Origin of the sequence: Stenotrophomonas sp. WZN-1 (assembly GCF_002192255.1) — a bacterium.
Taxonomy (GTDB): Bacteria; Pseudomonadota; Gammaproteobacteria; order Xanthomonadales; family Xanthomonadaceae; genus Stenotrophomonas.
In genome coordinates, this window is record NZ_CP021768.1 from 14,943 (window position 1) to 38,795 (window position 23,853).

A 23,853-nucleotide genomic window follows, 5' to 3' on the forward strand; every position below is an offset into this window, starting at 1 on the left:
GTTCCATGACCCAGCTCAGCGTCAACGTCAACAAGATCGCCGTCCTGCGCAACTCGCGCGGCGGCGCCGAACCGGACGTGGTGCGCGCCGCCCAGGCCTGCCTGGATGCCGGGGCCCACGGCATCACTGTGCATCCGCGGCCGGACCGCCGCCACATCACCGCCGAGGACGTGCTGGCCCTGTCCACCCTGACCTGCGCGCGTGGCGTTGAATTCAACATCGAAGGCAATCCGTTCGCGCCGCCGCGCGAGGGCTACCCGGGGCTGCTGCCGCTGTGCGAACAGACCCGTCCGGCACAGGCCACCCTGGTCCCCGATGGTGATGGCCAGATCACCTCCGACCACGGTTTCGACTTCGAACGCGATGCCGAGCGCCTGCGTCCGCTGGTGGCTGCGCTGAAGGCGATGGGGTGCCGGGTCAGCCTGTTTGTCGATGCGGGCAACCCATTGCTGGAGCAGGCAGCCGAGGTGGGAGCGGACCGTATCGAGCTGTACACCGGGCCCTATGCGGAGGCGCATGCGGCTGGCGATGCCGACGCGATGCTGGCGTTGTTCGCCACTGCCGCCCGCCGCGCGCAGGCCGTCGGCCTGGGTGTCAATGCTGGCCACGACCTGTCGCAGGACAACCTGCGCGACTTCCTGGCCCACGTGCCGGAGGTGCTGGAGGTGTCGATCGGCCATGCGCTGATCGGCGAGGCGCTGTATGACGGGCTGGATGCCACCGTGCGCGGGTACCTGGCGCTGCTCTGACCGTTCCGCTGGAGAGTCGAGTCCTGCTCGACTCTGCAAGGGGGCTGAACCCTTCAGGCGGCCGTCGCAGCCATTGAGACGGCCACGACGTACCCTGCCGCAATGGGTATTGCGATCAAGGGCCGAGGTTCCACGTCCCACCTTGCCGGGCGCTTTGAAAGCACCGTCAGCGAGGCGGTGGACGACGGCTGGGCGGTCGACGAGAGCGAGGAATTCCTCGCCCCGCGCCTGCGCACCGAGGTGCGTGCCGAAACCGCGCGCAGCATCATCACCCGCAACACTTCGCCGGACGTCGGCTTCAGCCAGTCGGTGAATCCGTACCGCGGTTGCGAGCATGGGTGCTCGTACTGCTTTGCACGTCCCTCGCATGCCTATTTGAATCTGTCGCCGGGCCTGGATTTCGAGACCAAGCTGTTCGCCAAGACCAATGCGCCGCAACTGCTGCGCAAGGAGCTGTCGAAGCCGGGTTACGTGCCGCAGCCGATCGCGCTGGGCATCAACACCGACGCGTACCAGCCGATCGAACGCAAGTTCAAGCTGACCCGCCAACTGATCGAAGTGATGCTGGAAACCAAGCATCCGTTCTCGCTGATCACCAAGAACGCGCTGGTCGAGCGCGACATCGATCTGCTCGCGCCGCTGGCCGCGGAGAATCTGGTCAGCGTGCACTTCTCGGTGACCTCGCTGGATCCGCATCTCTCCGCGAAGCTCGAACCGCGCGCATCAGCTCCACATGCACGGCTGCGTGCGATGAAGCGTCTGCATGACGCTGGCATTCCGGTCGGTGTGATGGTGGCGCCGGTGATTCCGTGGATCAACGACAGCGAGCTGGAAGCCGTACTGGAGGCCGCACACGATGCCGGTGCCAGCACCGCAGGCTACGTGCTGCTGCGCCTGCCGCTGGAAGTGGCGCCGCTGTTCCGCGACTGGCTGGATACGCATCATCCCGATCGCGCTGCGCATGTGATGAGCACCATCCAGCAGCTGCGCGGCGGCAAGGACTACGACAGCCAGTTCGGCACCCGCATGCGCGGCCAGGGCGTATATGCCGATCTGTTGAACAACCGCTTCAAGCTGGCGCGTAAACGGTTGGGATTCAATGCACAGAACAGCCACTGGCCGAAGCTGGATTGCAGCCGGTTCCAGAAGCCGCTGCCGCCGAAGAAGGATACGCCGCAGGGCTCCTTGTTCTGAGAAAAGTCGAGCTTGCTCGACTGGCGACGGAAAAGCAGTCGAGCAAGCTCGACGCTACCCCCCAAACAGTTTCTGCGCACTCTGGAACAGGATCCAGCTGGTGGCGATGAACTTGTCGCCCCCCTGTGGCCGATTGCCACGATGGGTGTGGGTGAACGCCGTCGGGGCGATCAGCAGGCTCCCGGTACGTGGCGCGATCTTGCGGCCCTGGAACAGGAACTCGGTTTCGCCTTCGTCGAAATCGTCGTTGAGGTACAGCGTCCACAGCACATGCCGGTGCAGGGTCTCGGCCTGGGCATCCTTCGGGTACAGCTCGCAGTGCCAGTACGGGTAGCCGCCCTCGCCTGCCGCATACCACTGCAGGTTGATCGCGCCCGGGCGCAGGCAGGTGCGGGCCAGGTCGGCCAGCTGCTGCGGCGGCATGTCGGGGAAGTCCTCGGCATACAGGCGTCGCGGTTGGCCGTTGCTGTCCTGGATCTGCAACATCAGCGGGGCGATCAACGCCTGTGGATAACGGCGTAGATAAGTCAGCAGGCCGTTGAACACCGCAATCTGCAGCTGCTGGTCGACATCCTGCCAGCCGTCCAGGCCACTGATGCGCAGATCCTTGCTGTGCTTGAGTTCGGGGAACACGCCACTGCCTACCGCACCGGGCAGCAGGCCACGCGTGGCACGCATGCGCTCGACGATGGCCGCGCAGACCTCGCTGGGGACGGCGTTGTGGATGACTTCGATGAAATCGACCGGGCCCTGCTCGTGCATGCGTGCATTCCTTAGGCGGCAACGGCTTGATGGTGCCGTTTGCCGCCCTCGGTGTCACCCCACGGTCATGTCATCGATCTGCCATGACCGCCGTCAGGCAACCGCCAATCAGACCTGCGCGTCGTCGTGCGCGTGGTGGTAGCGCACGGCTTCGGCCACTTCCTCGCGCGAACCGAGGAACACCGGCACGCGCTGGTGCAGCTGGTCGGGCTGGATGTCGAGGATGCGCTCGCGGCCGGTCCAGGCGGCGCCACCGGCCTGTTCGACCAGCAGGCCCATCGGGTTGGCTTCGTACATCAGGCGCAGCTTGCCGGCCTTGGACGGATCCTTCTTGTCCCACGGGTAGATGAAGATGCCGCCGCGGGTAAGGATGCGATGCACGTCGGCGACCATGCTGGCGATCCAGCGCATGTTGAAGTTCTTGCCGCGCGCGCCTTCCTTGCCCGCCAGCAGATCGCTGACATAGGACTGCATCGGCGCTTCCCAGTGACGCTGGTTGGACATGTTGATGGCGAATTCCTGGGTGGCCGCCGGAATCTGCATGTTCTCGGTGGTCAGCACGAACTCGCCCTTCTCGCGGTCGAGGGTGAACGCATGGGTGCCATGGCCGACGGTCAGCACCAGCTGGGTGCTGGGCCCGTAGATGCAGTAGCCGGCGGCGATCTGCTTGCTGCCCGGCTGCAGGAACGCGTCATCGCCCGGCAGCTCGACGTTGGTCGGGCAGCGCAGCACCGAGAAAATGGTGCCAACGGAGACGTTGACGTCGATGTTGGAGCTGCCATCGAGGGGATCGAACAGCAGCAGGAAATCGCCGCGCGGATAGATGTCCGGCACCGGCTGGCTGTGGTCCATTTCCTCCGAGGCGCAGGCGGCCAGGTGGCCACCCCAGGCGTTGGCCTCGAGCAGGATCTCGTTGCTGATGACGTCCAGCTTCTTCTGCGCTTCACCCTGCACGTTGCCGGTACCGGCGTCGCCGAGCACGCCACCGAGGGCGCCCTTGCTGACGGCGATGGAGATGCTGGTGCAGGCGCGGGCGACGACCGCGATCAGCTGGCGCAGGTCGGCATTGATGCGGCCGGCGTGCTGTTCCTGGATCAGGAAGCGGGTCAACGAAGTACGGGACATGAGCGGGCAGGTCTCGGCAGCGGGAAAACGCCTATTGTCGCCCGTATGGCGGGGCCGTGCGTGAGCGCGGGAAGGCGTAATCGTTTCCAGATGCGTTGCGCTCGTGGCGCCTTCCTTTTGTCGAGGCGCGTGGAAGGGGGAGGCGATGCAGGACACGCTGCAAGTACGTCCATGTAAGCTCGATGGCGCCATCCATGGCGCCAACGGTCCTGCATCACCTCCCCCTCCCACGCGCTTCAGGGTTCGCCGCGAGCGCGGTGGGGATGGCAAAGGCAAGAGCAAAAGCAAAAAACAAAGGCGCCTTTCGGCGCCTTTGTCTTCAAGCTACTGGAGCGTTGCTTCAGCCCTTGGCGACGGTGGCCACGGCCTTGGCGACGTATTCCAGGTTGTTCTGGTTGAGTGCGGCCACGCAGATGCGGCCGGTGCCGACGGCGTAGATGCCGAACTCGTCGCGCAGGCGCTCGACCTGCTCACGGCTCAGGCCGGAGTAGGAGAACATGCCGGCCTGCTCGTTGATGAAACCGAACTGCGGCGCACCTGCAGCGGCCAGCTTCTCCACCAAGCCCTGGCGCAGTGCGTGGATGCGCTCGCGCATCTCGGTCAGCTCCTGCTCCCACATCGCGCGCAGTTCCGGGTTGGTCAGCACGCCGGCCACCAGCGCAGCACCGTGGGTGGACGGGCTGGAGTAGATGGTGCGGATGACGCGCTTGACCTGCGACTGCACGGCCTTGGCGTCAGCGGCGGTCGGTGCCACCATCGACAGCGCACCCACGCGCTCGCCATACAGCGAGAACGACTTGGAGTACGAGTTGGCGACGATGAAGCTGTCGATGCCGGCTTCGGCGATGATGCGCACGGCGGCGCCGTCCTGCTCGATGCCCTTGTCGAAGCCCTGGTAGGCCATGTCGATGAAGGGGAACAGCTGGCGGTCCTTCAGCAGCTGTGCCACCTGCTTCCACTGGCTGACCGTGAGGTCGGCACCGGTGGGGTTGTGGCAGCAGGCGTGCAGCAGCACCACGGTGCCGGCGTCCAGCTTGCCCAGGTCGGCCAGCAGGGCATCGAAGTTGACGCCATGGGTGGCCGGGTCGAAGTAGGAATACTCCACCACCTCGAAGCCGGCCGCGCTGAACACGGCGCGGTGGTTCTCCCAGCTCGGGTTGCTCAGCGCAACGGTGGCGTGCGGCAGCAGCTTCTTCAGCACGTCGGCGCCGACGCGCAGCGCACCGCTGCCACCGACGGTCTGTGCGGTGGTGACGCGGCCGGCGGCCAGCAGCGGCGAATCCTTGCCGAACACCAGCTCACGCGTGGCCTGCGTATACGCCGGCAGGCCATCGATCGGCAGGTAGCCGCGCGGTTTGGCTTCAGCGGCAAGCTGCTGCTCGATCTGCTTGACGGCGCGCAGCAGCGGAATGCGGCCGCTCTCGTCGTAGTAGATGCCCACACCCAGGTTGACCTTGGTCGGGCGGCTGTCGGCGTTGTACGCCTCGGTCAGGCCCAGGATCGGGTCGCCTGGGACCAGTTCCACGTTTGCAAAGAAGGACACGGCGGTACTCGTTCGGTAGACGGAAAGGGGGAGGAAGTGCGCTACGCGGCTTGCGGCTTTTCGGCCGGAAACAGCCCATCGTAACAAAGCCTGCCGGGGCTGGCCGCCGCCATCGTCATCTGCCGCCCCGTACGATGGCGTGCGTTGCCACCCGATCCATCAACCTGAATCATGAATCCCGCCGCACGCCGCCGTTGCCTGCCGTTGTCCGCCCTGCTGCTCTCGCCCTGGGCGGCCGTGGCCGAGCCCGCACCAACTGCCCTGCCCAGCGTGCAGGTGCAGGCCGCGCGGGTGCCGGGCATCGACCCGTTCGCGCTGCCGGCCAGCCAGGATACGGTCTGGATCGACGCCGGCCGCGCTGGCGCCAGCGCACAGCTGTCCGAGGCGTTGGCCGGGGTCCCAGGCCTGGTCGCCCGCGACCGGCAGAACTTCGCGCAGGACACCCAGCTGTCGATCCGTGGCTTTGGTGCGCGCTCGACCTTCGGTGTGCGCGGGGTGCGGGTGGTGATCGACGGGGTACCGGCGACCATGCCCGATGGCCAGGGCCAGCTGTCGCACGCCAGCCTGTTGGGCGCCGAGCGCATCGAGGTGCTGCGCGGGCCGTTCTCGGCGCTGTACGGCAATTCCTCCGGTGGCGTGCTGCAGGTCTGGAGCGCACAGGGCCAGGCCGGCGACCCGTGGCGGCTGCGTGTCAACGCGGGTGCCGACAACACGCTCAGTGTTGGCGCGCAGCTGAAGGGTGCCGGCCGTGTTCTGGATTACAACATCGCCGCCAACCAGTTCCGCACCGATGGATGGCGCGACCACAGCCGTGCGCGCCGCGAATCGCTCAATGCGCGCATCGGTGGTGATCTGGGCGGGGGCCGGCTGGAGCTGCTGCTCAATGCGCTGGATGCGCCCAATGCGCAGGACCCGCTGGGCCTGAGCCGTGCCCAGGTGGCGGCCGATCCGCGCCAGGCCACCGCCGTGGCGCACCAGTACGACACCCGCAAATCGGTGCGCCAGCAGCAGGCCGGCCTGCGCTGGGCCCGGGAGACCGGGGCCCAGCGCTGGCAGCTGATGGGCTATGCCGGCCAGCGCGCGGTGACCCAATACCTGCCGATTCCGCCGACTGCCCAGGCCAACCCACTGCATGCCGGCGGGGTGATCGATCTGGAGAGCGGCTACGGTGGCCTGGACGCGCGCTGGAGCTGGCGCGGCAACCTCGCCGGCCGGCCGTTGGACCTGGTGGCCGGGCTCAGCGCGGACCGGCAGCGCCAGCACCGCACCGGCTTCGAGAACTTCATCGGCAGTACGTTGGGTGTGCGCGGGCGCCTGCGCCGCGACCAGATCGACACCGTGCAGAACGTGGACCAGTTCGCCCAGGCCTGGTGGCACTGGAGCCCGCGCTGGTCGCTGCTGGCCGGGCTGCGCCACAGCGCGGTGCGCTTCGCGTCCGACGACCGCTACATCGTCGGCGCCAACCCCGACGACAGTGGTCGCCGCCGCTACCAGGCGACCACGCCGGTGGCCGGGATCAGCTTCGAGGCCAGCCCGCAGTGGCGCCTGCATGCCGCCGTGGGCCGCGGCTTCGAGACGCCCACCTTCAACGAGCTGGGGTATCGCGCCGATGGCCTGGCGGGTTTGGCGCTGGATCTGGCGGCGGCGCGCAGCCGCAGCCTGGAGGTCGGCAGCAAGTGGCGCGCACAGGATGGAACCCAGCTTGATATCAGCCTGTTCCGTGCAGATACCGAGGATGAGCTGGCAGTTGCCAGCAACATCGGAGGTCGCAGCACCTATCGCAACATCGGCCGCACCCGCCGCCAGGGCGTGGAACTGCAGTTTCGCCAGCCGCTGGCCGAGCAGCTGGAGCTGCAGCTGGCGTGGACATGGCTGCAGGCACAGGTGCGTTCGCCGTACCTGACCTCGAACACCCTGGTCGCCGCCGGCAGCCGCCTGCCCGGGGTACCGCGCCAGCAGGCCTTCGCCCGGCTGCAATGGTCACCCGGCCAGTGGCAGTGGGCGCTGGAGGCCTCCGCCAGCAGCGATACCGTGGTCAACGACGTGGCGACCGAACGCGCGCCCGGCTTCGCCCTGCTGCATCTGGAAGCCGGGCGTCTCTGGACCCTGCCGGGTGGCGAACTGCGCGCCTTCGCCCGGCTGGAGAACGTGCTGGACCAGGCCTATATCGGCTCGGTGATCGTCAACGATGGCAATGGGCGCTTCTACGAGCCGGGACCTGGACGGCGGGCCAACGCCGGCGTGCAGTGGACGTGGCGCTAGCATGGGACCGCTGCGCCCGCCGGGCACGGCCCGGCGCTACCGTCAATCGGGGGCCTTGGCCGGCACGAACGGCGAGGTCGGGTCGCTGGCCGGGAAGGTCTCCTCCAGTGCCTCGTCCTGGTTGTCGCTGGCGCGCTGCTTGCGTTCGCGCCGCTTGAGCGGGCTTTCCTGGCCGCCGCGATGGCGGTCACCGCCGTCCTTCCGGTCCTGGGCCGCCTGTTCAGCCTCGTGCTTCACCGGTAGATGGTCACCGCCGTGCCCGGCATCGAAGAACGGCGCGCCGGTGCCGCGGTAGTCGGCATTGTCGGCATCGCGCTTGCCACGCTGCTCGCCGGGAATGGGCGGATGGTTCGCGCGCAGCGGGTCGCGGGAGGTCTCTCGGCTCATGGTTCTGGTTACCTGCGCTCGGGGCTCCCACTAGACCGCGACAGAGGTAAAGCCACCGCGAACCTGGCGTCATGAACATCTCGCTCACCCGCTGGTAACGGCACCGCGCGTATTCCTGCCCACCCGCCCCCGCTGCAGGAGCCGGCCATGCCCCGTCTTGAACGACCCGCACCGTCCGTGTTCAACGCCCTGCTCGATCCGCTCGGCCAGCGCACCGCGCAGCGCCGCACGCGTCGCCATGAGGATCCGCAGGCGGTGGCCCAGGACTACCTGCAATACATGCTCAGTGACTACGAGGAACGTCGCGGTCAGAGTCATCGCAACTGGCGCGATCTGTGCCCGGTCTATGCCTTCGCGCTGACCACGCATGCTGCCGACTGGCCGCGCGGTGACGCTGCCGATACCTGCGAGGAACTGGCCGAGCATTGGGAACAGATGCGCGGGCAGTCGCGGCTGGGCTGGTCGCAGGCGCGGCCGGTGGTGGAAGACGCCTGGCGCGCGCTGGACCATATTCCGGCAGCGGCAGTGAGGCCGTTGCTGCAGTAGTGCAGAGGTTGGGAATGCACGCTCGGATGTCCTGTGGTTGCCGGCCAGCGGCCGGCACTACCGGATCTGCGTAGAACCCACGTGCACGGCACGGACACGGCTGGTTTACGCCCTCCGGACCACGCTGGGCACCCTGCCCCGCGCCAAAGGTGTACCCATGGCCCGCCCGATCTGGACCGGCACGCTGTCGTTTGGCCTGCTCAACGTGCCGGTCTCGCTGATGTCAGGCGAACGCAAGGTCGACCTGCAGTTCCGCATGCTCGACTCGCGCGACCGCAAACCGATCCGCTTCGAGCGGGTCAATGCCGATACCGGCGAAGAAGTGCCGTGGAAGGACATCGTCAAAGCCTACGAGTACGACAAGGGCAGCTATGTCGTGCTGGAGGAAGGCGATATCCGTTCGGCCGCGCCGGAAAGCCACGAAGCGGTGGAAGTGGAGTCGTTCGTGGATGCAACGCAGATCGACCCGCGCTACTACGAGAAGCCGTACCTGCTGGTGCCCGGCAAGAAGGCCGAAAAGGGTTACGTGCTGCTGCGCGAAACGCTGCGCAGTACCGGCAAGGTGGGCATCGCACGGGTGGTGGTGCGCACGCGCGAATACCTGTGCGCGGTGATGCCGCAGCAGGACGCGCTGGTGCTGATGATCCTTCGCTATCCGCAGGAACTGGTCGACCCCGAGGACTACAAGCTGCCCACCGGCAACTTGTCCGACTACCGCATCAGCAGCAAGGAAACGGCGATGGCCGAGCAGCTGATCGAGTCGATGGCCGGCGATTGGGACCCGTCCCAGTACCACGACGAGTTCCGCGAGCGACTGCAGCAGGTGTTGAACAAGCGCATCAAGTCCAAGGGCGGCACCACCCGGGTGGAAGATGAGCCCGCACCACGCGAGGATGCGACAACGAACGTTGTCGACTTCATGGCGTTGCTGCAGAAGAGCCTTGATGCGAACAAACGTACGCCGGCGAAGAAGACCGCAACGCGCAAGACAGCCGCAAAGTCGACGGTGAAGAAGGCCGCAAAGAAAACAACGAAGAAAGCTGCAAAGAAGACCGCACCACGGCGCAAGGCAGGTTGAACCATGTCGCTGCACCAGTACCGGCGCAAGCGCCGACTTGGCGGTGGCACCGGGCAGACGCCGGAGCCCGACGACACGCCCGCACGCGGAGATCTGCAGCGGCGGCCGATCTTTGTCATCCAGCTGCATCACGCAAGCTCGCGTCACTACGACTTCCGCTTGGAGATGGACGGTGTACTGAAGAGCTGGGCGGTGCCGAAGGGGCCTTCGCTGCGCGCCGGCGAGAAGCGGCTGGCCGTGGAAGTGGAAGACCATCCGCTGTCCTACGCCGGTTTCGAAGGCGACATTCCTGAAGGCCACTATGGTGCTGGCCACGTGGTTGTCTTCGATCACGGCACCTGGGCCTGTGAAGGCGATCCACTGCAGGCGCTGGCCGCCGGAAAGATCGATTTCGTGCTGCACGGGCAGCGCCTGGCCGGTGGCTGGAAGCTGGTGCGCACGGCAATGAAAGGGCGTCAGGTGCAGTGGCTGCTGATCAAGCGCGGTGACGAGGAAGCGCGCGATGCCGAAGCAGACGATCTGCTGGGCGCGCCCGTGCCCAAGCGCGCATCCGCAGTGATGAAGCGCACTGTGGGGAAGACAGGGCGTGCTGCACCAGCCGCACGCACGTCTCCCCGCAAGGCCGATGCACGCTGGCATGCGCGCGCGCTGAAACTGGACGGCGCGCGTGATGCGCCCTACCCGCATGAATTCAAACCGCAATTGACCGATCATCGCGACAGTGCGCCGGACGGCGCGCACTGGCTGCACGAGATCAAGTGGGACGGCTACCGCCTGCTGGCCGATCTGCACGACGGCGAGGTGAAGCTGCGCTCCCGCAATGGCCTGGATTGGACTGATGATTTTCCCGAGGTGGTACAGGCCGTGCGGGCGCTGCCGGTGCGTGATGCGCGCCTGGACGGTGAGCTGGTGGTGCTCGACCCGGAAGGGCGCAGCGATTTCGCGGCGCTGCAGCGCGTGATCGATGGAAGCTCGAAGCAATCGCTGCGCTACATCGTGTTCGATCTTCCGGGTGTGGCCAACGCGGACATCAGTCGTGCGCCATTGCTGCAACGCAAAGCGCTGCTGAAGGATCTCATCGGACCCATGCCCGGCATCCTGGCCTTCAGCGAACATGTGATCGACCACGGCCCGCAGGTGTTCGACGCCAGTGGCGAGGCGGGATTCGAAGGGATCGTCAGCAAGCAGGTGGACGCGCCCTATGTGAACACACGCGCACGCAGCTGGGTGAAGGTGAAGCACGAAGACACCGACGAGTTCGTGATTGTCGGCTACACGGCCCCCAGGGGCTCGCGGGTGGGTTTCGGATCATTGTTGCTGGCAACGCCGGACAAGGAGGGCCTGCGCTATGTGGGCCGCGTCGGTACTGGCTTCGACGGCGAGAACCTGCGCGCGCTGCTCAAGGCATTGCAGCCACTGGCAGTAAAGACGCCCGTGCTGCAGCTTCCGGCGCATGTGCCGTTCCGCGCCGCCAGCGTGTGCTGGGTGAAGCCGGTGACGGTGGCGGAAGTGGCATTCCGTGGCTGGGGCAAGGAAGGCCTGCTGCGCCAGGCCAGCTTCAAGCGGCTGCGCAGCGACAAGCGGAAGGAGGATCTGGGAATGAGCAAAACAACAGCAGTTGCTGAACCCGGGGGCGAGGTCCAGATCACTCATCCGGAACGTGTGGTGTTTCCCAGGCAGAAGCTCAGCAAGGGCGATGTGGCCGACTACTACCGGCAGATGGCGCGCTGGATCCTGCCCGAAATTGCCGGACGGCCGCTGTCACTGCTGCGTTGCCCCGATGGCGTGGGCAAGGCCTGTTTCTTCCAGAAGCACCATGGCCCGGGCCTGGGTGATGCGGTGCATGCGGTGCCGCTGCAGCAGAAGAGCGGCCGCGAGGACTACGTCTATATCGACGATGCGCGGGGCCTGCTGCAGCTGGTGCAGATGAACACGCTGGAGTTGCATCCCTGGGGCGCGACCGTGGCCGACCCCGAGCATCCGGATCGACTGGTGTTCGATCTGGACCCTGGTGACGGCGTCAGCTGGGCACAGGTGAAAGCGGGCGCACGCGATGTGCGTGACCGCCTGCAGCAGGTGGGTCTGGAGAGCTTCGTGCGACTGTCTGGCGGCAAGGGGGTGCACGTGGTGGTGCCGCTGCAACCCAAGGCCGACTGGGAACAGGCCAAGGCGTTCTGCGAGGCTTTTGCGCAGGCAATGGCGCTGGAGCAGCCTGATCGCTACGTGGCGACGATGAGCAAGGCCAAGCGTGATGGAGTGATCTTCATCGACTGGCTGCGCAACACCCGAGGGGCCACCAGCGTGTGCTCGTGGTCACTGCGCGCGCGTGATTCCGCCGGTGTGGCAGTACCGCTGCGCTGGGAAGAACTGGCGCGGGTGAGCGCGGCCGACGCGTTTCCGATGGGCAAGGCGCTGGCGAGGGCGAAGCGGCTGAAGGGAGACCCATGGCAGGGCATCGCACGGTTGAAGCAGACGCTGCCGTCGCTGAAGCGGTAGCGCTGGCCGCCAACTGTAGGATGGCCGAGGTTGCCGGCCAGCGGCCGGCACTACCTGCATGCGCTCAGCGCGGATCGCGCGAGGCGCGACGGCCGAACCGCCAGCCGACCAGCAGTTGCAGCGGCAGCGATGCCAGCAGCGAAATGACGAACCAGAACGGGAAATCCGCGCCGGCCGTCCACATTGCGTAGCCACAGCCCAGCGCGATCAGCGACCAGATCGAGAAGCCGTGCGAACGCGGCCAGCAGGGCGCGTAGTAGGTGGCGAAGGAAATGCCCGCGATGCCACCGAGCACGCTGAAAGTAAGATCCCAGCCCAGCTGCACGCTGTTGCTGTCCGGCGACATGCCCAGCAACGGGGGCAGCCAGCTGGCGACGCTGCTGACCAGGGCAAGCGACAGCACGCCGCCGATCAGGGCGACGATGGACAGGAACAGGGTCTTGAGCAGGCCGGGCATGCGCGCATTGTACGGCGGCGCGAAGTGCCTGGGGTTGCCGGCCAGCGGCCGGCACTACCGATGGGTCGGCATGGCCGCCGCGTCCGTGGGAGAGGGGGACGGAGCGACGGCGGCCATGCACAGGCGGTCAGGCGGCGAAGTCGAGCACCACGCGGCCTTCAATGGTGCCCGCGTGCATGCGCGCGAACACGTCGTTGATGTTTTCCAGGCGGTCGGTGCTGACCGTGGCCGCAACCTTGCCTTCGGCAGCGAACTGCAGCGACTCCTGCAGGTCCAGCCGGGTGCCGACGATCGAGCCACGCACGGTGATGCCGTTGAGCACCATGCCGAAGATATCCAGCGGGAAATTGCCGGGTGGCAGGCCATTGAGCGAGACGGTGCCGCCACGGCGGACCATGCCCAGTGCCTGCTCGAACGCCTTCGGCGACACCGCGGTGACCAGCGCACCATGCGCGCCGCCGATTTCCTTCCTGAGAAAGGCGGCCGGATCGGTGGTGCGCGCGTTCACGGTGATCTGCGCGCCGAGCTGCCGGGCCAATGCCAGCTTGTTGTGGTCCACGTCCACCGCAGCCACGTTCAGGCCCATCGCGCGGGCGTACTGCACCGCCATGTGGCCCAGGCCACCGATGCCGGAAATCGCCACCCAGTCACCGGGTTTGGTGTCGGTGACCTTCAGGCCCTTGTAGACGGTCACGCCGGCGCACAGCACCGGCGCGATCTCGACGAAGCCCACGTTCTTCGGAAGCAGGCCGACATAGTTGGCATCGGCCAGTGCGTACTCGGCGAAGCCGCCGTTGACCGAGTAACCGGTGTTGCGCTGTGTCTCGCACAACGTCTCCCAGCCACCCAGGCAGTGTTCGCAATGGCCACACGCCGAGTACAACCAGGGGATGCCGACCCTGTCGCCTTCCTTGACGTGCCCTACCCCGCCTCCCACGGCCACGACGTGCCCCACGCCCTCGTGGCCGGGGATGAACGGCGGGTTCGGTTTCACCGGCCAGTCGCCCTCGGCGGCGTGCAGGTCGGTGTGGCAGACGCCACAGGCCTCGATCCTGACCAGCACCTCGCCCGCCCCCGGGCGTGGTACCTGGACTTCCTCGATCACCAGTGGCTTGCCGAACTCACGCACGACAGCGGCCTTCATGGTTGAATTCATGTTCGGATCTCCGTAGTGCGCTTGCCCACAGAATGACGCCGGCACGCGGCCGGCGCTTTGATCACGATCAAACCTTTGAAGATTCCTGCGCCGGGTTCAGCTGGCCAGCACCGAGGCCTCGCGGGCCAAGCGTTCAATGGCATCCCAGTCGCGGGTCTGCAGCAGCGCCGGGGTGGTCAGCCACGAGCCGCCCACGCACAGCACGTTGGGCAGGTGCAGGAACTGCGGCGCAGTCTGCGCGCTGATGCCGCCGGTCGGGCAGAAGCGCACATCGGCGAACGGGCCGTGCCAGGCCGCCAGCAGCGCAGCGCCACCGGCCTGCACTGCCGGGAAGAACTTGAAGGTGTCGTGGCCGTGCTCCAGGCCCAAAATCAGGTCGGAGGCAGTGGCGGCACCGGGCAGGTACGGCAGGTCGGCATCACGCGCGGCGGCATACAGCGTCGGCATGGCACCGGGGGACACCGCGAAACGCGCACCGGCCTGCTTGGCTGCCTGCATCTGCGCGGCGTTGAGCACGGTGCCGGCACCGATTACCGCATCGGGCACGGCCTCGACCATCGCCTTGATCGCATCCAGCGCCTGCGGCGTGCGCAGCGTCACTTCGATCACCGGCAGACCGCCGCGGAACAGCGCCTGGGCCACTTCGACCGCTTCATTCACATCTTCGGGGGTGTACACCGGAATCACCGGTGCCAGCTTCAACAGCGCGCGCAGGCGCGGATCAGCGCTGGACATCGTCTTGCTCCTTGCCCGACCGGGCATCGCGGATCGCTGCCGGGCCCGGCAGCGCAGCGGCGCATGATGCCACGTGGATCGCGAAGGTGCTGGCAGCGCCCTGCCCCGTGCCTGGCTCAGGCGGGGTCGGCCTGCAGTGCCTGGATGCGGCGCTGGTACCAGTCGCCGCCGAGCGGGTCGAATACTGCCGAGCGCTCCATCTGCGCCTCGTACACGTGCACCGAGATCGCCAGTGCGTCATCGCTGGCGTTGCGCAGGGTGTGGTATTCGTGCGGCGGGATCAGGCTGCCGGCACTGCCGCAGCCCCCGCGCAGCGCGGCGTGGCGGTGGAAACGCCAACGCTCGCCGGCGCGCTCCAGCAGCTCGTAACGGGTGATCTCCAGTTCGCCCAACCACACTCCCTCCACACACCACATGGCATCGTGGTCGTGCAGCGGCGTGCCCTGCCCTGGGCCCCAGCTCATGGCAATCACGCTGTAGCCGTGTTCGCGGCTGTGGTACAGCGGACGTCGCGCGTAATGATCACTGACCGGCCGATGCACGCATTCGGGCAACTCGATGCGGCTGTCGGTTATGGCTTCCTGCAGCGCCAGCTGCAGGTCGGCGGTGATCCGACCGGCATCACCGGAGGTCACCGCCGCGTCGACCGCGGCGATCAACCGGTCGCGGCCACGGAACGGCGGATACGGAGAAGTCTGCAGGTCCATGCACCTGACTGTAGCGGAGCATGGTTAAGGGAATGTTGGCGTTCGCGCGCGTCGCGTCTGCATTCAGGGTGAACATGCGCGGAAGAATGGTTAGATGCAGAGGCAGTAGAGCGATCACAATGGAACCTCGCGCAGCAAAACGGGTCGAACACGACGCGATTCAGTTCCGCTGCGACATTCCGCAACTTCGCGCCCGACGGGCGCAAGGCTAGAATTCTCCGACTTACCTGGTTCTATACATGTCAGTGCGAAATATTAGCGATGCCGCGTTGCCGGCATCGAAGGGCAAGGCTGCCACGATCAACGACATCGCACGACTGTCGGGAGTTTCCAAGAAAACGGTTTCAAGAATCATCAACAACTCGCCGCTGGTGCGCAAAGACACCCGCGACAAGGTCGAGGCGTTGATGCGCGAGGTCGGTTACGTGCCCGACCCGCTGGCGCGCGGACTCGCGTTCCGCCGCTCCTTCCTGATCGGCCTGGTGTACGACGACCCCGGCGCCCAGTGCATTGTCGACCTGCAGCATGGCGCGCTGGAAGCGCTGCGTGGCACCGGCTATGAGCTGGTGGTGCACCCGTGCGACAGCCAGGATCCGGACTGCGCCGACGGCGTGCGCCGCTTCGTGCAGCAGCAGAAACTGCATGGCGTGATCCTTGGCCCGCGCGCCTCCGAGTCGGTGGCGCTGGCACAGATGCTGGACGCGATCGACTGCCGCTACATCCGCATCAACGCGCATGCCTCGGACGACGAAGCACAAGCGGTGGTCACCCACGATCGCGACGGTGCCGCTGCGGCTGCGGGCTACCTGCTCTCGCTGGGCCATCGCGATATCGCAGTGATTGCCGGTCCTGGTGACCGACGCACTGCCCGCGAGCGGACCCATGGATTCCTTGATCGACTGGCGCAGGTCGGCTTGACCCTGCCAGGTGAACGCGTGCTGGAAGCGGGCGATACGTTCGAGTCGGGCGTGCATGCCGCCGAACGGCTGCTGATGGGCGGACAACGCCCCAGTGCGATCTTCGCCGGCAACGACGAAATGGCGGCCGGCGTGTACCAGGTGGCGTTGCGTGCGGGCATCGAGGTGCCGCAGCAGTTGTCGATCATCAGCTACGACGACAGCCCGCTGGCGTCGCGGCTGTGGCCGCCGCTGACGTCGGTACGCCGCCACGTCTCCGACATCGGCCGCATGGCGGCGGCGATGCTGGTGCAGACCGACGTACCGGAGGCGCCGACCGCGGCCAGCGTGCATCCGCAGCTGATGGTGCGCGGTTCCTGCCGGGCCGTGGACGGCTGAGTGCCCTGCCCTCGCCTGCGCCGTCGCGACGGAACGGTGCAGGCAACAACGGAAACGGCGCACCAGGGTGCGCCGTTTCCAGTGCGAAGCGGTGTGCGCCGTGCGCTTACACGTCGCCGCCGTCGGCCCAGCCTTCGCCGGTGCCCCTCTGGAACACGCGGTCATCGCCCTGCACCTCGCCGGCCGGCAGATGCGCCTGGTCGGCCAGCGCTGCGTAGATCGGGGTGAAGTCCGGTGACGTTGCCTGCATCAGCTGTTCGAAGCTGTCGATGACGAAGTAGGTCTTCTGGAAGGTGTCGATGCGGTACTTGGTGCGCATGATCCGCTGCAGGTCGAAACCGATGCGGTTGGGCGCGGCCGACTCCAGCGAGTACAGCGATTCGCCCTTCGACGACACGATGCCGGCGCCGTAGATGCGCAGGCCGTCGGGCGTATCGATCAGGCCGAACTCCACCGTGTACCAGTACAGGCGGGTCAGGTTCTGCAGCGCATCCGGGCCGATCGCGTGGGCCTTGACGCCGCCACGGCCGTACGCCTCCATGTAGTCGGCGAACACCGGGTTCATCAGCAGCGGCACGTGGCCGAACAGATCGTGGAACAGGTCCGGTTCGGCGATGTAGTCGATCTGGTCCGGGCGACGGATCCACCAGGTCACCGGGAAACGACGGTTGGCCAGGTGGTCGAAGAAATCCAGTTCCGGCAGCAGGCCTTCGACGCCGACCAGGGTCCAGCCGGTGGCCGCGCCGAGTACTTCGTTGAGCTGGTCGAAGCGCGGAATCATGTGCGCGCTCATGCCCATCTCGTCCTGCGCGTCCAGGAACTCCTGGCAGGCACGGCCGACCAGCAGCTCGCGCTGGCGCTGGTACAGCGTGCTCCAGGTGGCGTGGTCGTCGGCGCTGTAGGTGTCCCACGGCTGCTCGACGAGCGCGGTGGTATACACCGGCACGTAGCCCTTGTCGGTCTGCTGGTGTTCGACGCGGCGGGGCTGGGCGAGATCCATGGGGCACTCCTTGACGGGATACCCACGATGCTAGGGCAGGGCGCGCGCAACAGGGTTGCAAAAGTTGCGTCGATTGGCGTTGTTGGCGCAATATCCTTGCGTACTCACCATGTTGCGGGGCAACAATGGCCGGAGAAGTCCAGTTCGATCGCACGGATATACGCCTGCTGGCTGAAATCCAGCGGGATGGGCGCGCCACCAACGCCGAGCTGGCGACGCGGGTGAACCTCTCACCCTCGGCCTGCCTGCGCCGCCTGCAGCGGCTGGAAAGCGAGGGCGTGATCGTCGGCTATGGCGCGCGGCTGGAACCGCGTCAGCTGCGGCTGGGCCTGCAGGCCTTCGTGCGCGTGCAGCTGGAGAAGCACGACCAGGCCGCGATCGGCCACTTCGTCGACAGCGTGCAGGCCTGGGATGAAGTAGTGGCCTGCCATGCGCTGACCGGCGACATGGACTACCTGCTGCACGTCTACGTGCGCGACCTGGAGCACTTCTCGCGCTTCCTGCTGGACCGGCTGCTCAATGCCGGTGGCGTGGCCGATGCCAATTCCAGCTTCGTGCTGCGCACGGTGAAGGGTTTCCAGGCGTTGCCGTTGTCGCAGCTGGAGCCCTGAGCGGCCACCGGGCGAACCCGGTGGCCAGGCATCACGGCGTCAGCACTTGTCCTTGCGGCCCATCAGCTTGCCCAGGCGCGAGGCTTCCTCGCACTTCGGCGCGGCCACCGGGGCCGGTGCCGCTGCAGCGGCACGCGCGCGCTGCAGTTGCTGGATCTTCGCGCGGATCTGCGGCATGGCCGCCATCGCGGCCTTTTCGCCTTCCAGGATCGCGGTGCCACGCTGGCTGAAATCGGCGGCACCGATGTCCAGTACCTTCGGGCGGATGACGATGTCGGCGCGCGCGAGTTCCTGCTCGCCCAGGCGCTGGCCCATGATCGAGATGGACTGGTTGACGATGCCCAGCATGTCGGTCGGCGCCTTGCCGCTGGCCTTGCTGGAGATGTCCACGGCGATCACGAAGTCGGCGCCGAGCTGGCGAGCGGCATCCACCGGCACCGGGCTGACCACGCCGCCGTCGATGTAGTTGCGGCCGCCGATCTTCACCGGCTCGAACACGCCGGGGATGCTGCTGGACGCGCGCACCGCCTGGCCGACGTTGCCGCGCACGAAGATCGAGCGCTCGCCGGTTTCCAGCTGGGTGGCAACGGCGGCGAACGGCTTTTTCAGGCGCTCGGCGGGACGGTTGGCGACCTGCTCGTTGACGTAGTCCTGCAGCTTCTGGCCCTGCACCAGGCCACCGGAGAACAGGCGCACGTCGCGGATGCTGGCTTCGTCCAGCGCGACCGCCTTGCTCTGCATCTGGAAGGCGTCCATGCCGCTGGCGTACAGCGCACCGACCACGCTGCCGGCGCTGGTGCCCGAGACCACGGCCGGCTCGAAGCCGTTGGCCTCCAGCATCTTGATCACGCCGATGTGCGCGAAGCCCTTGGCTGCGCCACCACCGAGGGCGATGCCGATCCTGATCGGCTTGGCCTGCGGCACCACGGTCGGCGCCGGCGGCGGCGTGGGACGGACCGGGTCGCCACCGCAGCCGGCCAGCAGGCCGATCAGGGCGACGGACAGCAGCATGCGGGGGCGGAACAGGCTCATCGGCAGTGCGCTCGCGGCGCCGGATTCAGGAAAGGGCGCCAGCATACCGAAGCCATGGCGGGGCGGGCAGGGTGGGGAAGCCTCTGATAGCTGTGAATCGCTTCTGGTGGGTGCGGACCTTGGTCCGCACAAATGCCTGGTCGCGCCCTGAAGGAATGTGCCAACCAAGGTTGGCGCCCACCAACGACAGGTCCAGGCGGCCGCCGAGAACCTCCCTATTCAGCAAAAAGGAACCCCGGTAGGTGCCGACCAAGGTCGGCATCTACCGGGATCCTGTGGTCAGAACCGGTTGTCGCCGTCCAGCATCCGGCCCAGGCCGCCCAGCACCGAGCCTTCGCCGCGGCTCTGGCCGCCGCCCTGCGGTGCCGCCATCCACATGCGGCCGGCCAGGCGCGAGAACGGCAGCGACTGCAGCCAGACCTTGCCCGGCCCGGTCAGCGTGGCAAGGAACACGCCCTCGCCGCCGAACAGCATGCTCTTGATGCCGGCGACCCGGCGCACGTCCATGTCCACCGTGGGGTGATACGCCACCACGCAGCCGGTATCCACGTCCAGGCGCTCGCCTGCGGCCAGCTCACGCTCGACCACGCAGCCGCCGGCGTGGATGAAGACCCAGCCGTCGCCTTCCAGCTTCTGCATGATGAAGCCCTCGCCGCCGAACAGGCCGGTCATGATCTTGCGCTGGAACTGCACGCCGATCTGCACGCCACGTGCGCCGGCCAGGAAGCTGTCCTTCTGGCAGATCAGGCGGCCGCCATGCTGGTCCAGGCGCATCGCCAGCACGGTGCCGGGGTAGGGCGCGGCAAAGGCGACCTTGCCCTTGCCGTGGCCGCTCTGGGTGTAGACGGTAGCGAACAGGCTCTCGCCAGTCAGCACACGGCGGCCGGCGGCCATCACCTTGCCCATCAAGCCGCCGCCCTGGTCGCCGGTGGCGGCACCGAACACCGTGTCCATCTGCACCGTTGCGTCCTTGAACATCAGTGCGCCGGCTTCGGCAATGGCGCTCTCGCCGGGATCAAGCTCGATTTCGACGAACTGCATTTCATGGCCGACGATGCGGAATTCGATGTCGTCGGCACGGCCGCTGGCGGCGGCGGGGACCGGCGGCGGGGTGTTCGGCATGCCCGGGGCCGCGGACTGCAGTTCGGGCACCTCGGCAAGCGAGGTCCACCCGCTCATGCCCTGGCACCAGGCCAGCGCGCGCGGGTTGGTCTGCGCATAACGGCGCGCGGCCTCGTCATCAAGCGGGCCGATACGCTCGGCCTGGGCGGAGGCATGGAAGTACCACTGGGTCATTGCGGCGGCTCCGCGGGGCTGGAAAACCCCGAGTCTAGCGAGCGCACCGGGGGCAGGGCGACGGCGCCATGAACGGCCGGCATTTGCGGCGTAGGTGCTGTATTGCAACAATTATCTGGTAGCGCCGTTTTACCACCCCTCCAAACACAGCCTACCGCCATGTCCCCGACCCGCACTTCCCGTGGCCGATTCCCGGTCGCGCGCCCCCTCGTTGCCGCTCTTTCCGCCCTGCTGCCGCTGGTAGCAGCCGCCCAGGAAACCCCCGCTGCCAAGGATCCGGTTGCCCTCGACGCCCTGCAGGTGACCGCGCAGCGCCGCGTCGAGAACGCCAAGGACGTGCCGGTCGCGGTCAGCGCGATCCAGGGCGAGAAGCTGGATGTGCTCGGCTCGGCCGGCGATGACATCCGTTTCCTGGCCGCACGCGTGCCCAGCCTCAACATCGAGTCGTCCTACGGTCGTGCCTTCCCGCGCTTCTACATCCGCGGCCTGGGCAACACCGACTTCGATCTCAATGCATCGCAGCCGGTGTCGCTGGTGTACGACGACGTGGTGCAGGAAAGCCCGTTGCTGAAGGGCTTCCCGCTGTTCGACCTGGCCAACGTGGAAGTGCTGCGCGGCCCGCAGGGCACGCTGTTCGGCCGCAACACGCCGGCCGGCGTGGTCAAGTTCGATTCGGCGCGCCCGTCGCAGGATGCCGATGGCTACATCCGCGTCGGCTATGGCAGCTACAACAGCTGGAACGTGCAGGGCGCCTACGGCGGCCCGCTGACCGACCGCTGGTCGGCACGTGTCTCGGCGATCTACCAGCGCCGCGATGACTGGGTCGACAACACCCGTGCCGGCGCCCCCAACAGCGGTTTCGAAGGCTATGACGAAGCCGCCGGCCGCGTGCAGTTCCTGTACGAAGGCGACGACTTCGAAGCGCTGTTCAACCTGCACAAGCGCAAGCTCAACGGCACCGCCCGCCTGTTCCGCGCCAATATCATCGAGAAGGGTGGCAACTCGCTGGTCGAGAACTTCGACCGCGACAAGGTGGCCAACGACGGCGTCAACTTCTCCGACCTGAAGACCTGGGGCGGCAGCGCGCGGCTGCAGTGGAACCTCGGCTCCATGACCCTGCACTCGATCACCGGTTATGAAACCGCCGAATCGCTCAACCGCGGTGACATCGACGGTGGCTACGGTGCGGCGTTCCTTGGCGCCGGCAACTACGGCCCGGGCCTGATTCCGTTCTCGTCGGAGTCGGCTGACGGCCTGCCGCACCATCGCCAGTGGACGCAGGAAGTCCGCATCGAGTCCAACGAGTGGGGCCGCTTCGACTGGCAGGCCGGCGTCTTCTACTTCGATGAAGACGTGACCATCAACAACTTCAACTACGACTCGCTGGCCCCGGGCAATCCGCAGACCGGCCACGTGGTGCAGAACCAGCGCAACAAGGCCTGGGCGGTGTTCGCCTCGGGTGACTTCGACGTCACCGACCGCTTCAAGCTGCGTGCCGGCGTGCGCTACACCCAGGACAAGAAGGACTTCAGCGCCAGCGTGCTGCAGGCCGTTCCGTTCGGCACCCCGGTCAGTGGCCCGTACCTGGCCAACACCGACGTCAACGACGTCAGCTGGGATCTGAGCGGCGTCTACAAGCTGACCGACGACATCAACGCCTACGCCCGCGTGGCCAAGGGCTTCCGCGCGCCGTCGATCCAGGGCCGCCTGGCCTTTGCGCCGGGTCTGTCGCAGGCCGATTCGGAGAAGGTCATCTCGTACGAGGCCGGCATCAAGGCTGACCTGTTCGAGCGCCGCGCGCGCCTGGGCCTGAGCGTGTTCCGCTACAACGTCGATGGCCAGCAGTTGATCGCGGTGGGCGGCACCAACAACACCGCCACCCTGCTCAACGCCGACAAGACCATCGGCCAGGGCGTCGAGCTGGACCTGGAGGCGTACCTGGCCGACAACGTCCTGCTGACCTTCGGCAGCAGCTACAACGACACCGAGATCAAGGACAAGGATCTGGCGGTGGCGATCTGCGGCGGCGGTTGCACCATCAACGACCCGACCACGGTGATCAACGGCGGCACCTATGCGCTGGTGAACGGCAACCCGCTGCCGCAGGCGCCGAAGTGGATCCACAACGCGACCCTGCGCGTCGGCTTCCCGCTCAGCGATGGCAGCGAGCTGTACGCCTACACCGACTGGGCCTACCGCAGTGCGGTGAACTTCTTCATCTACGAGTCGCCGGAATTCCGTGGCCGCAGTTCGCTGGAAGGCGGCCTGCGCCTGGGCTACAACTGGGATTACGGCCAGTACGACGTGGCGGTGTTCGGCCGCAACCTGACCAACCAGACCCGCGTGGTCGGCGCGATCGACTTCAACAACCTGACCGGCTTCCTCAACGAGCCGCGTACCTGGGGCGTGGAGTTCACCGCGAAGTTCTGATGCGGTTGCTGCGTTGATGCAATGAAGAAGGGCCGGCGCAATGCCGGCCCTTCTGCGTTCCGCGTCCGCCGGGCATGGCCCGGCGCTACCGGGTTCGACGCGTGGGTAGCGCCGGGCCATGCCCGGCGAGCGCAGCGGCGATGGCTTACAGCGCGCTCTGCGGGCGCACCTTCAGCACCGCATTCTCGGTGGCGCAGTCGCGGCTGGAGTGCAGGCCGGTCTTGCGCGCTGCAGCGATCTCCTTGCGTGCGGCCAGCAGGTCCTTGTTGAAGGCTGCGTTGTCATGCAGGCGGGCCACGGCGGCCGCGCCCATGAAGCGGCCTTCGAGGATGTCGCTCTGCCAGTGCACATTGCACACCAGGCGGCTCTCGCCGTAGTTGCGGCCACGGGCCTGGATGGCATCGGCGTGGTCCGGCGCGATCTCCGACAGGATCAGGGCCCAGGCCCAGCCGATCGACGTGTGGCCGGATGGGTAGGAACCGTTCTTGCGCAGGCCTTCCTCATCCTTCGGCGAGCAGGTCGGCTCACCATTGACCATGAACGGGCGCGGGCGCTGGTAGTGGTTCTTGGCGGCCTTGGTGGCGGCGCTGGCGTCGATCCGGCTGCGTTCGAGCAGGCGGTACAGCGCGGGGGTCTTCACTGCATCGACGTCGATGTCGGCGGCACAGGAGAAGTGGTTGGCGCCTTCGGGGAAGCCGAGTTCGGCATCGACACCGGCCTGGGCGAAGCGCGGGCTGCCACGCAGCGCGCGGGCTTCACGGCTGACCTGTTCGTCCAGGGCGAGGGCGGCTGAACCGGCCACCGGTGGTGCCGGCACCAGGTCGAGGCTGGCCGGAACCGCGCTCTTGTCCAGATAGCCCACCGCCTTGGTAGTGATGTTGGCTTCGACGGCGGTCGGCTTGGCGGCGGTGGCGGCACAACCCGCCAGGGCCGCGATGACGGCAAGGCCGAGCAGCGGGCGGGCAGGGTGGGAAATCAGCGACATGGACGGG

General features: G+C 67.0%; 21 protein-coding genes. 9 read left to right on the forward strand and 12 right to left on the reverse strand.

Going from position 1 to position 23,853, the window contains the following annotated elements; all coding sequences use genetic code 11:
• Positions 1-5: 5 nt before the first annotated feature.
• Together CCR98_RS00070 and CCR98_RS00075 are read left to right on the forward strand one after the other, a co-directional pair.
• The gene (locus CCR98_RS00070; protein ID WP_087921037.1) at positions 6-749 is read left to right on the forward strand and encodes a pyridoxine 5'-phosphate synthase; all 744 of its coding nucleotides are present in this window, start codon (positions 6-8) and stop codon (positions 747-749) included.
• 102 nt (positions 750-851) lie between these two features.
• Positions 852-1,943, forward strand: coding sequence for a PA0069 family radical SAM protein (locus CCR98_RS00075; protein ID WP_087921038.1), 1,092 nt, complete (start codon positions 852-854; stop codon positions 1,941-1,943).
• Between the two features lie 54 nt (positions 1,944-1,997).
• Here the strand turns inward: CCR98_RS00075 and CCR98_RS00080 are convergent, their stop codons facing one another.
• From CCR98_RS00080 to CCR98_RS00090, 3 genes are all read right to left on the reverse strand, one after another.
• A complete protein-coding gene (locus CCR98_RS00080; protein ID WP_087921039.1) occupies positions 1,998-2,705 on the reverse strand; it encodes a 2OG-Fe(II) oxygenase in 708 nt (235 codons plus the stop codon).
• Positions 2,706-2,813: 108 nt separating this feature from the next.
• The gene (locus CCR98_RS00085; RefSeq protein WP_087921040.1) at positions 2,814-3,830 is read right to left on the reverse strand and encodes a class 1 fructose-bisphosphatase; all 1,017 of its coding nucleotides are present in this window, start codon (positions 3,828-3,830) and stop codon (positions 2,814-2,816) included.
• Positions 3,831-4,170: 340 nt separating this feature from the next.
• Positions 4,171-5,373 carry an amino acid aminotransferase gene (locus tag CCR98_RS00090; RefSeq protein WP_087921041.1) on the reverse strand — a complete coding sequence of 401 codons (1,203 nt, stop codon included), beginning with the start codon at positions 5,371-5,373 and terminating at the stop codon, positions 4,171-4,173.
• Positions 5,374-5,544: 171 nt separating this feature from the next.
• On the opposite strand from CCR98_RS00090, the gene CCR98_RS00095 reads away from it, so the two are divergent.
• Positions 5,545-7,635 carry a TonB-dependent receptor gene (locus CCR98_RS00095; protein ID WP_087921042.1) on the forward strand — a complete coding sequence of 697 codons (2,091 nt, stop codon included), beginning with the start codon at positions 5,545-5,547 and terminating at the stop codon, positions 7,633-7,635.
• A gap of 42 nt (positions 7,636-7,677) precedes the next feature.
• Here CCR98_RS00095 and CCR98_RS00100 read toward each other — a convergent pair whose 3' ends face one another.
• Positions 7,678-8,022 carry a hypothetical protein gene (locus CCR98_RS00100; RefSeq protein WP_087921043.1) on the reverse strand — a complete coding sequence of 115 codons (345 nt, stop codon included), beginning with the start codon at positions 8,020-8,022 and terminating at the stop codon, positions 7,678-7,680.
• Between the two features lie 147 nt (positions 8,023-8,169).
• Here CCR98_RS00100 and CCR98_RS00105 point away from each other — a divergent pair, with 147 nt between their 5' ends.
• The 3 genes from CCR98_RS00105 (at position 8,170) to ligD (ending at position 12,142) form a co-directional block, all read left to right on the forward strand.
• Entirely contained in the window at positions 8,170-8,568 is a 399-nt protein-coding gene (locus CCR98_RS00105) for a hypothetical protein (protein WP_014035432.1), read from the forward strand.
• A gap of 157 nt (positions 8,569-8,725) precedes the next feature.
• Positions 8,726-9,646: a Ku protein gene (locus tag CCR98_RS00110; protein ID WP_087921044.1), complete on the forward strand. Its 921-nt coding sequence runs from the start codon at positions 8,726-8,728 to the stop codon at positions 9,644-9,646.
• A gap of 3 nt (positions 9,647-9,649) precedes the next feature.
• The gene (gene ligD, locus CCR98_RS00115) at positions 9,650-12,142 is read left to right on the forward strand and encodes a DNA ligase D (RefSeq protein WP_087921045.1); all 2,493 of its coding nucleotides are present in this window, start codon (positions 9,650-9,652) and stop codon (positions 12,140-12,142) included.
• Between the two features lie 64 nt (positions 12,143-12,206).
• Here the strand turns inward: ligD and CCR98_RS00120 are convergent, their stop codons facing one another.
• From CCR98_RS00120 to CCR98_RS00135, 4 genes are all read right to left on the reverse strand, one after another.
• On the reverse strand, positions 12,207-12,599 hold the full coding sequence (locus CCR98_RS00120) for a hypothetical protein (protein WP_087921046.1): 393 nt from the start codon (positions 12,597-12,599) through the stop codon (positions 12,207-12,209).
• Between the two features lie 127 nt (positions 12,600-12,726).
• Positions 12,727-13,755, reverse strand: coding sequence for an alcohol dehydrogenase AdhP (gene adhP / locus CCR98_RS00125; protein ID WP_087921047.1), 1,029 nt, complete (start codon positions 13,753-13,755; stop codon positions 12,727-12,729).
• A gap of 96 nt (positions 13,756-13,851) precedes the next feature.
• Complete coding sequence (eda, locus tag CCR98_RS00130; protein ID WP_087921048.1) at positions 13,852-14,490, reverse strand: bifunctional 4-hydroxy-2-oxoglutarate aldolase/2-dehydro-3-deoxy-phosphogluconate aldolase; 639 nt, start codon at positions 14,488-14,490, stop codon at positions 13,852-13,854.
• Between the two features lie 116 nt (positions 14,491-14,606).
• A complete protein-coding gene (locus tag CCR98_RS00135; RefSeq protein WP_087921049.1) occupies positions 14,607-15,197 on the reverse strand; it encodes a cysteine dioxygenase family protein in 591 nt (196 codons plus the stop codon).
• Positions 15,198-15,436: 239 nt separating this feature from the next.
• On the opposite strand from CCR98_RS00135, the gene CCR98_RS00140 reads away from it, so the two are divergent.
• Entirely contained in the window at positions 15,437-16,492 is a 1,056-nt protein-coding gene (locus CCR98_RS00140; protein ID WP_087921050.1) for a LacI family DNA-binding transcriptional regulator, read from the forward strand.
• A 106-nt stretch (positions 16,493-16,598) separates the two neighbouring features.
• Here the strand turns inward: CCR98_RS00140 and phhA are convergent, their stop codons facing one another.
• The gene (gene phhA, locus CCR98_RS00145) at positions 16,599-17,492 is read right to left on the reverse strand and encodes a phenylalanine 4-monooxygenase (protein ID WP_087921051.1); all 894 of its coding nucleotides are present in this window, start codon (positions 17,490-17,492) and stop codon (positions 16,599-16,601) included.
• Between the two features lie 125 nt (positions 17,493-17,617).
• Here phhA and CCR98_RS00150 point away from each other — a divergent pair, with 125 nt between their 5' ends.
• On the forward strand, positions 17,618-18,103 hold the full coding sequence (locus CCR98_RS00150; RefSeq protein ID WP_046985032.1) for an Lrp/AsnC family transcriptional regulator: 486 nt from the start codon (positions 17,618-17,620) through the stop codon (positions 18,101-18,103).
• 39 nt (positions 18,104-18,142) lie between these two features.
• On the opposite strand, the gene CCR98_RS00155 is transcribed toward CCR98_RS00150, so the two are convergent.
• Complete coding sequence (locus tag CCR98_RS00155) at positions 18,143-19,135, reverse strand: patatin-like phospholipase family protein (protein ID WP_087921052.1); 993 nt, start codon at positions 19,133-19,135, stop codon at positions 18,143-18,145.
• Positions 19,136-19,414: 279 nt separating this feature from the next.
• On the reverse strand, positions 19,415-20,431 hold the full coding sequence (locus CCR98_RS00165) for a TIGR00266 family protein (protein WP_087921054.1): 1,017 nt from the start codon (positions 20,429-20,431) through the stop codon (positions 19,415-19,417).
• Positions 20,432-20,590: 159 nt separating this feature from the next.
• Between CCR98_RS00165 and CCR98_RS00170 the strand changes: the two genes are divergently transcribed.
• Positions 20,591-22,861 carry a TonB-dependent receptor gene (locus tag CCR98_RS00170; RefSeq protein WP_087921055.1) on the forward strand — a complete coding sequence of 757 codons (2,271 nt, stop codon included), beginning with the start codon at positions 20,591-20,593 and terminating at the stop codon, positions 22,859-22,861.
• 145 nt (positions 22,862-23,006) lie between these two features.
• Here CCR98_RS00170 and CCR98_RS00175 read toward each other — a convergent pair whose 3' ends face one another.
• Complete coding sequence (locus CCR98_RS00175) at positions 23,007-23,846, reverse strand: phosphatase PAP2 family protein (RefSeq protein WP_087921056.1); 840 nt, start codon at positions 23,844-23,846, stop codon at positions 23,007-23,009.
• Positions 23,847-23,853 lie beyond the last annotated feature (7 nt).

Coding starts and splice junctions, on each gene's coding strand:
- CCR98_RS00100 (WP_087921043.1), bottom strand. CDS start 8,022: ATGAGCCGAGAGACCTCCCGCGACCCGCTGCGCGCGAACCATCCGCCC.
- CCR98_RS00085 (WP_087921040.1), bottom strand. CDS start 3,830: ATGTCCCGTACTTCGTTGACCCGCTTCCTGATCCAGGAACAGCACGCC.
- CCR98_RS00170 (WP_087921055.1), top strand. CDS start 20,591: ATGTCCCCGACCCGCACTTCCCGTGGCCGATTCCCGGTCGCGCGCCCC.
- phhA (WP_087921051.1), bottom strand. CDS start 17,492: ATGGATCTCGCCCAGCCCCGCCGCGTCGAACACCAGCAGACCGACAAG.
- CCR98_RS00080 (WP_087921039.1), bottom strand. CDS start 2,705: ATGCACGAGCAGGGCCCGGTCGATTTCATCGAAGTCATCCACAACGCC.
- CCR98_RS00165 (WP_087921054.1), bottom strand. CDS start 20,431: ATGACCCAGTGGTACTTCCATGCCTCCGCCCAGGCCGAGCGTATCGGC.
- CCR98_RS00105 (WP_014035432.1), top strand. CDS start 8,170: ATGCCCCGTCTTGAACGACCCGCACCGTCCGTGTTCAACGCCCTGCTC.
- CCR98_RS00140 (WP_087921050.1), top strand. CDS start 15,437: ATGTCAGTGCGAAATATTAGCGATGCCGCGTTGCCGGCATCGAAGGGC.
- CCR98_RS00075 (WP_087921038.1), top strand. CDS start 852: ATGGGTATTGCGATCAAGGGCCGAGGTTCCACGTCCCACCTTGCCGGG.
- CCR98_RS00070 (WP_087921037.1), top strand. CDS start 6: ATGACCCAGCTCAGCGTCAACGTCAACAAGATCGCCGTCCTGCGCAAC.
- CCR98_RS00110 (WP_087921044.1), top strand. CDS start 8,726: ATGGCCCGCCCGATCTGGACCGGCACGCTGTCGTTTGGCCTGCTCAAC.
- eda (WP_087921048.1), bottom strand. CDS start 14,490: ATGTCCAGCGCTGATCCGCGCCTGCGCGCGCTGTTGAAGCTGGCACCG.
- adhP (WP_087921047.1), bottom strand. CDS start 13,755: ATGAATTCAACCATGAAGGCCGCTGTCGTGCGTGAGTTCGGCAAGCCA.
- CCR98_RS00120 (WP_087921046.1), bottom strand. CDS start 12,599: ATGCCCGGCCTGCTCAAGACCCTGTTCCTGTCCATCGTCGCCCTGATC.
- CCR98_RS00175 (WP_087921056.1), bottom strand. CDS start 23,846: ATGTCGCTGATTTCCCACCCTGCCCGCCCGCTGCTCGGCCTTGCCGTC.
- CCR98_RS00155 (WP_087921052.1), bottom strand. CDS start 19,135: ATGAGCCTGTTCCGCCCCCGCATGCTGCTGTCCGTCGCCCTGATCGGC.
- ligD (WP_087921045.1), top strand. CDS start 9,650: ATGTCGCTGCACCAGTACCGGCGCAAGCGCCGACTTGGCGGTGGCACC.
- CCR98_RS00150 (WP_046985032.1), top strand. CDS start 17,618: ATGGCCGGAGAAGTCCAGTTCGATCGCACGGATATACGCCTGCTGGCT.
- CCR98_RS00135 (WP_087921049.1), bottom strand. CDS start 15,197: ATGGACCTGCAGACTTCTCCGTATCCGCCGTTCCGTGGCCGCGACCGG.
- CCR98_RS00095 (WP_087921042.1), top strand. CDS start 5,545: ATGAATCCCGCCGCACGCCGCCGTTGCCTGCCGTTGTCCGCCCTGCTG.